The organism is Streptacidiphilus melanogenes (assembly GCF_000787835.1).
Taxonomy (GTDB): Bacteria; Actinomycetota; Actinomycetes; order Streptomycetales; family Streptomycetaceae; genus Streptacidiphilus; species Streptacidiphilus melanogenes.
Map to the genome: position 1 here is coordinate 36,262 of NZ_BBPP01000012.1, position 6,000 is coordinate 42,261.

At 73.3% G+C, this 6,000-nt stretch carries 7 protein-coding genes and 1 pseudogene; 4 read left to right on the plus strand and 4 right to left on the minus strand.

Annotated features, from left to right (window positions below; genetic code table 11):
• Positions 1-85: 85 nt before the first annotated feature.
• The gene (locus tag TR49_RS15755; protein WP_236653378.1) at positions 86-751 is read left to right on the plus strand and encodes a DedA family protein; all 666 of its coding nucleotides are present in this window, start codon (positions 86-88) and stop codon (positions 749-751) included.
• A 55-nt stretch (positions 752-806) separates the two neighbouring features.
• Here TR49_RS15755 and TR49_RS15760 read toward each other — a convergent pair whose 3' ends face one another.
• Both TR49_RS15760 and sigJ read right to left on the minus strand, forming a co-directional pair.
• Positions 807-1,214: an SsgA family sporulation/cell division regulator gene (locus tag TR49_RS15760; RefSeq protein WP_052434331.1), complete on the minus strand. Its 408-nt coding sequence runs from the start codon at positions 1,212-1,214 to the stop codon at positions 807-809.
• A gap of 262 nt (positions 1,215-1,476) precedes the next feature.
• Positions 1,477-2,460 carry an RNA polymerase sigma factor SigJ gene (sigJ, locus tag TR49_RS15765; protein ID WP_042382161.1) on the minus strand — a complete coding sequence of 328 codons (984 nt, stop codon included), beginning with the start codon at positions 2,458-2,460 and terminating at the stop codon, positions 1,477-1,479.
• A 145-nt stretch (positions 2,461-2,605) separates the two neighbouring features.
• Between sigJ and TR49_RS15770 the strand changes: the two genes are divergently transcribed.
• On the plus strand, positions 2,606-3,637 hold the full coding sequence (locus tag TR49_RS15770) for an NAD(P)H-dependent oxidoreductase (protein ID WP_042382163.1): 1,032 nt from the start codon (positions 2,606-2,608) through the stop codon (positions 3,635-3,637).
• A 126-nt stretch (positions 3,638-3,763) separates the two neighbouring features.
• The gene (locus TR49_RS15775) at positions 3,764-4,297 is read left to right on the plus strand and encodes a GNAT family N-acetyltransferase (RefSeq protein ID WP_042382165.1); all 534 of its coding nucleotides are present in this window, start codon (positions 3,764-3,766) and stop codon (positions 4,295-4,297) included.
• Positions 4,298-4,304: 7 nt separating this feature from the next.
• Here TR49_RS15775 and TR49_RS15780 read toward each other — a convergent pair whose 3' ends face one another.
• Positions 4,305-4,688: a VOC family protein gene (locus TR49_RS15780; RefSeq protein ID WP_236653379.1), complete on the minus strand. Its 384-nt coding sequence runs from the start codon at positions 4,686-4,688 to the stop codon at positions 4,305-4,307.
• A 96-nt stretch (positions 4,689-4,784) separates the two neighbouring features.
• Here TR49_RS15780 and TR49_RS15785 point away from each other — a divergent pair.
• Positions 4,785-5,549: pseudogene (locus TR49_RS15785) on the plus strand (class I SAM-dependent methyltransferase); the annotation flags it as partial.
• A 218-nt stretch (positions 5,550-5,767) separates the two neighbouring features.
• On the opposite strand, the gene TR49_RS15790 reads toward TR49_RS15785, so the two are convergent.
• Positions 5,768-6,000 (minus strand): transposase (locus TR49_RS15790; protein WP_042382169.1); only part of this gene is annotated, 233 nt, incomplete at its 5' end.

Genomic DNA, 6,000 nt, shown 5'->3' on the forward strand with positions numbered 1-6,000 from the left:
TGGAGACCGGGACTCGCACACGGCCGGGCGAGGGGCCGCTAGGCGCGGGCCGACGTGACGCGCGGCGGCGTGCGGAGGCGGCGTCGTGAGCGGCGGCGCGGGGCTGCCCGGGGCGCTGGCCCACCTGGAGCCGTTGCTGGACCGCGGCGGCTACTGGGCGCTCGCGCTCCTGGTGGCCCTGGACAACATCCTGGTGCCCGTGCCGGGGCAGACCATGTTGATCGTCGCGGCGGTCTACGCCGGGACCGGGCGGATGAACGTCGTGGCGGTCGCCTGCGTCGCCTGGGTCGCGGCGGTGATCGCCGCGGAGGCCGCGTACGAGCTGGGCCGTTGGCAGGGCTCGGCCCTGGTGCACCGCTTCGGCCGCTACGTCCGCCTGACCGAGGCCCGCTACGCCCGCGCCGAGGACTACTACCGCCGCCGCGGCGTGTGGATCGTGCTGGTGGCCCGCTTCATCGACGTGCTCCGGCAGACCAACGGCGTGCTGGCGGGCGTGAACCACCTGCCCCGCCGCCAGTTCACCCCGGCGAACGCCGCCGGCGCCGCGCTCTGGACCGGCGCGTGGACCGCGCTCGGCTACACCGCGGGCACGGACATCGGCCCGCTCTACCGCCAGGCGCTGCGCTACCAGCTGTGGCTGCTCGGCGCGGCGGCCCTGATCGTCGCCGCCCTGGTCGTCCGCTCGCTGGTGCGACGGCGCCGAGCGCGGCGCCGCCGCGACTCGGCGGAGCAACCGGGCGAGGACGGGTGAGGGACGGCGCGAGTCGGGGCGGTCAGGGCGATCTGGCGACGCTCAGGTCGCACGGTCATGAGGTGGGGCTGGTCAACTGCTGCGCGAGGTGGTCCCAGTCGATGAACTCGGCCTCGGTGCCGCTCGGGACCAGCAGCTCCGTGTCCTCCAGGAAGCGCCGCAGTTGCGTGGCGCGCAGCGACAGCGTGGCGTGGCCGGTCGAGCCGCGCAGGCTGATGCCGATCCGGCCGCTGTCGGACGGTTCGAGGCGGACGTCCCCGAGGCCGGTGGGCTCGTTCAGGCCGACGTTGAGGAGCTCGCGGGAGAACGACCAGACGACAGGCTTGGTGAAGGAGTCCACCGGGGGAAAGCGCATGTGCACGGCGTAGGGGTCGTCGGTGGTGTAGAGGAGGGTGCACTCCACGGTCGAGGTGGTGAGCATCGTGCTCGCAAGCGAGACCGCCACGCGGGATTGCAGGTCCATGCACATTCCTGACGTCTTCGAGTGAGGGATCGGGGTGCGCGCCTGCGCGGGCGGCGCGCTGGAGGAAAGGGGAGCAGGGGTCATGTCACGACGGGCACGAGGCGGTTCCTCCATGAGGGTTGGCACAGAACGAGGCCGCGTCTACCCCCGCATCGGCACTTCAATCACTCTATGAGCAGAAATGCCGGAGCCGACTCGGTTCCCAGGGGCAGTGTGCCGTGTGCGGCGGCTCCGGTCATGAGTCGGGGTACTCAGTTGCGGCTCACCCCTGCGCCCAGGCACGCAACTTCAGCGGATTGCGCACCGCCCAGATCCTCGTGATCCGATCCTCCGCGACGTCGAACGCGTAGACCGCCGCCGTCTCCCCGCCGATCCGCACCAGCAGTCCCGGACGGCCGTTCACCAGCCGTTCGACCAGGGTCGCCGTACGGCGCTGGTGCTGCGACACCTCGACGACGAAGCGGGCGATCTCGGCGGCGCCGTGGATGGGGTGGAGCGCGGCGGGCGCCAGACCGCCGCCGTCGGCGGTGAAGACGGCGGCCGGGTCGAGGAGGGCGACCAGGGCTTTCACATCGTGGGCCTGCCAGGCCTGCTTGAAGTCCCGGACCAGGGCGGCCTGGGCGGCGGGGTAGAAGCCCGCCTCGGCCGAGGCCGGTCGGGCCTGCCGCAGTCGGCGGCGGGCGGCGGAGGCGAGTTCGCGGCAGGCGGCCGGAGTACGGCCGGTGACGGCGGCGACCTCGGTGAAGGAGTACGCGAAGACATCGTGCAGGATCAGCGCGACCCGCTGAGCCGGCGTCATCTCCTCCAGGACCACCAGGAACGCCATGCTCACCGACTCGTCCAAGGTCACCCGCTCGGCCGGATCGGCCGCGTCGCCTCCGGCGCCGGGGCCTGCCGCCCTCGGCGCGGCCACACCCGCCAGCCACTCCGTCCCGCCCGGCACCGGCTCAGGGATCCACTCCCCGACGTAGCGCTCCCGCCGGGCCCGCGCCGAACCGAGCACGTCCAGACAGACGCGGCTCGCCACCCGCGTCAGCCACGCGCCCGGCGACTCGATCGCCTCCTGCTGCTCCCGCGACATCGCGTACCAGCGGGCGTACGTCTCCTGTACCGCGTCCTCCGCCTCGGCGAGCGAGCCGAGCAGGCGGTAGGCGAGGTTCAGCAGGTGGCGGCGCTCGCGGACGACCGCGTCGAGAACGGGGTCGGTCGCGTCGGCGGGGCCGGTCGGGTCAGTCGGGTCGGTCATACCTGTTCGACGATACAAGGGCCGCGGATGTCAGGCGGACGCCCCGCCTGACATTGCGGCGGGGTGCGTCGTCGTACCAGGCGGAGGGGTCAGATCACCCTCCGGGCCCAGCACGACAGAGACAGCGCGACAGAAGAGGTGGACGATGCCCAGGGTCGGAATCATTCTCGCCAGCGTCCGTGACGGCCGCCGGGGCGAGCAGGTCGCCCGGTGGGTGGCGGAAGCGGCCGCGCACCGCACCGACGCCGAGTTCGAGCTGATCGACCTGCGCGACCACCCGCTCCCGCACCTGGAGACGGAGAAGCCGGCCCTGCTGACCCGTGGCGCCTACGAGGACGAGCGGACGTCGGCGTGGGCGGCCGCCATCGCCCCGTGCGACGGCTACGTGATCGTGACCCCGGAGTACAACCACGCGATGCCCGGCTCGCTGAAGAACGCCGTCGACCACCTGTACGTGGAATGGAACGACAAGGCCGCCGGGTTCGTGTCCTACGGCGTCGACGGCGGGGTGCGCTCGGTCGAACAGCTGCGGCAGCTGTGCGGGGTGCTGCAACTGGCCGACGTGGCGGTGCAGGCCTCGCTGACGCTGGCCGACGACTTCGAGGACCGCACGGTCTTCAGGCCCCGGGAGTCGCACGCCAGGACGCTCGACATGATGCTGGACGGCGTCGTGCGGTGGAGCGAGGCGCTGGCCCCCTTGCGCTCGACGGCGACCCGGCCCGCCGCGTCCGGCGCGACGGCAACCGACGCCGCGACCGCCGAGACCGAGATTCGGACCCGGATCGCCGGGATCATCCAGGGCATTCGGGCCAAGGACCTCGACGCCCTGCGCCGGATCTACGCACCCGACGTCGTCTCCTTCGACGTGGAGCCGCCGCTCCAGCACGTCGGCGTGGACGCCAAACTGAAGAACTGGGCCAGGGCCTTCACGGTCTTCGATGACGTCAGCTACGAACTGCGGGACCTGGCCGTCGAAGTGGGCGGCGACATCGCCTTCGCCCACGCCTTCGGCCGGCTCAGCGGCACCCTGGCCACCGGTGACCGGACCGAGGGCATGTGGGTGCGCGGAACGTTCTGCTTCCGTCGCATCGACGGTGCGTGGCTGGTCGTGCACGACCAGGCCTCGCTGCCGGTCGACATGCAGGCCGGACGTCCGGTGGCCGACCTCGAGCCCTGACGGGTCGACGCCCCGGAAACCGCTTCGCGCCGGTCGCCGCCCTGGGCCAGGATGCTGACACAGGCTCGACCATCGGTCGAGCCCCTCGCACCCGCGGCCGCAGCCCCGTCCCAAGGAGCACCAGCAGTGGAAAACGCCCCCGGCACACCGACGCAGCACGTCATCAGGGTGGCGACCGCCGCCGACGCCGCCGGAATCGCGGGGGCGCACGTCGCCTCGTGGCAGGCCGCCTACCGCGGCCTGCTGCCGCAGGCGTTGCTGGACAGCCTGTCCGTCGAACGACGCACCGCAGGGTGGCGCCGGGAGCTGGAAGGCGGGACCTCGGTCCACGTGGCCGTGGACCCTTCGGGGCAGATCGGCGGGTTCGTCGCCACCGGCCCCAGCAGGGACGACGACGCAGGCCCCGCCGTCGGGGAGCTCATCGCCGTCTACCTGCGGCCGCAGCTGTGGAGCCAGGGTGTCGGCGGCCGCCTGCACGCCGCGGGCGTGGCCGGGATGAAGACCCGCTTCACCGAGGCCACGCTGTGGGTACTGGACGGCAACGCCCGCTCCCGCGCGTTCTACGAGCGGCAGGACTGGCAGCCCGACGGAGCGGTCAAGCGCGAGGCCTTCGGCGACGCCGAGGTCGTCGAGGTCCGCTACCGTCGGCCGCTCGGTTGACGAGCCGTCATGCCTGGTCGAAGCAGAGGCAGAAGGGATGCCCGGCCGGGTCGAACATCACCCTGACGTTCTCCTGCGGCTGGTGCTGGGCCACGGTGGCTCCGAGGGCGACGGCTTCCGCGACGGCCGAGTCCAGGTCGCCGACCTGGAAGTCGAAGTGCATCATCGGGCGCTGATCCCCGTCGACCGGCGGCCAGACCGGCGCACGATAGCCCTCCGCCTGCTGGAACACGAAGAACGGGCCCTGCGGGGAGGCGGCGACGACGGCCGTCCCCGGCTCCTCGTGTCCGATGTGCCACCCGAGGAGCTCGGCGTAGAACCTCGCCAGCCCACCGGGGTCCGGCGCCTCCACGGTCGTTCCCCACCACATGCCACCCGTGCGAGATCTCATGGCAGTAGCCTGCCTCATGACCGAGGTCCTGTCGTGCGCGCCACCCCGCGGCGGCCGACAGTCGTGCGTGCTCCCGCTGCGCGGGGACCAGGACGACCGGAGGTGCAACTCGAAGTGGCCGGACAGCAGTTGTACGACACCATCGGCTCGGCGTACCCGGCGACGCGGCGCACCGAGCCGCGGATCGCCGCGAGAATCTGGGAGGCGCTCGGAGACGCGCGGACGGTGCTGAACGTCGGAGCCGGCACCGGCTCCTACGAGCCACCGGACCGCGAGGTCACGGCGGTGGAGCCGTCGGAGGTGATGCGGGCGCAGCGTCCCGCGGGCGCGGCGCGGTGCGTGGCGGCCACGGCGGAACGCCTGCCGTTCGCGGACCGGTCCTTCGACGCCGCGATGGCGGTCAGCACCCTGCACCACTGGCCGGACCCGGCCGCCGGGCTGCGGGAGATGCAGCGCGTAGCCCGCCGGGTGGTGGTCTTCGCATACGACGCGAGCACCCCCGGGTGGCTCGACCGGTTCTGGCTGACGCGCGACTACCTGCCGGAGTTCGCGGACCTGCTCACCGGCCGGCCCTCCCTGGCCGACCTGGCCCAGGCGATCGGGGGCCGCGTGGAGCCGGTGCCCGTCCCGTGGGACTGCGCGGACGGGTTCTTCGAGGCCTACTGGCGTCGTCCCGAGGCGTACCTGGAGGAACACGTCCGGCGCGCGGTGTCGGTGTGGACCACGGTCGGGCCGCAGGCGGAGCGGCGGGCCGTCGGCATGCTCCGTGACGACCTCGCCTCGGGCCGCTGGGCCGAGCGCAACCGCGACCTCGCCCACCTGGACGCGGCCGAGCTCGGCCTGCGCCTGCTCGTCGCCTGACGGGGCGCAGGCGCGGAGCGGCCGCGGCCCCAGGCCCGTCTTGTCGTTCAGGCCGGGCCCGCGGCTTCAGGGCGCCACCCCGAGCCGCGGGCCGGGAGGTGCACCCACCCCGAGCCGTCGGCCGGGGTACCCAAGCTCCGCCTTGCGATCCACGGACCCTGGTGCCCCGGGCGGCGGAGCCGCAGGCGTCGCAGTCGGCCCGGTCCACAGGACTGGTCCTAGCCGAGCTGCGGTCCCGGGGGGCCGGCGGTGCGGGGGCGGGGGCGCTGAAGGGTGTAGGGGTTCGGCGCGTGGACCGAGGTGTGGGGCCAGACCCGCTGGGCCGCGGCGTGGAGCCGCGCCGATCCGTTGCCCGCCACGATGGAGACGTGCTGGAGCCCGCGGTTGCGCAGGTCGCGGAAGACGGTGTCCCAGGAGTCGGCGGGGTCGCCGTGGCGGGGGGCGCCGGCCC

Coding starts and splice junctions, on each gene's coding strand:
- TR49_RS15760 (WP_052434331.1), bottom strand. CDS start 1,214: ATGGACCTGCAATCCCGCGTGGCGGTCTCGCTTGCGAGCACGATGCTC.
- sigJ (WP_042382161.1), bottom strand. CDS start 2,460: ATGACCGACCCGACTGACCCGACCGGCCCCGCCGACGCGACCGACCCC.
- TR49_RS15770 (WP_042382163.1), top strand. CDS start 2,606: ATGCCCAGGGTCGGAATCATTCTCGCCAGCGTCCGTGACGGCCGCCGG.
- TR49_RS15780 (WP_236653379.1), bottom strand. CDS start 4,688: ATGAGATCTCGCACGGGTGGCATGTGGTGGGGAACGACCGTGGAGGCG.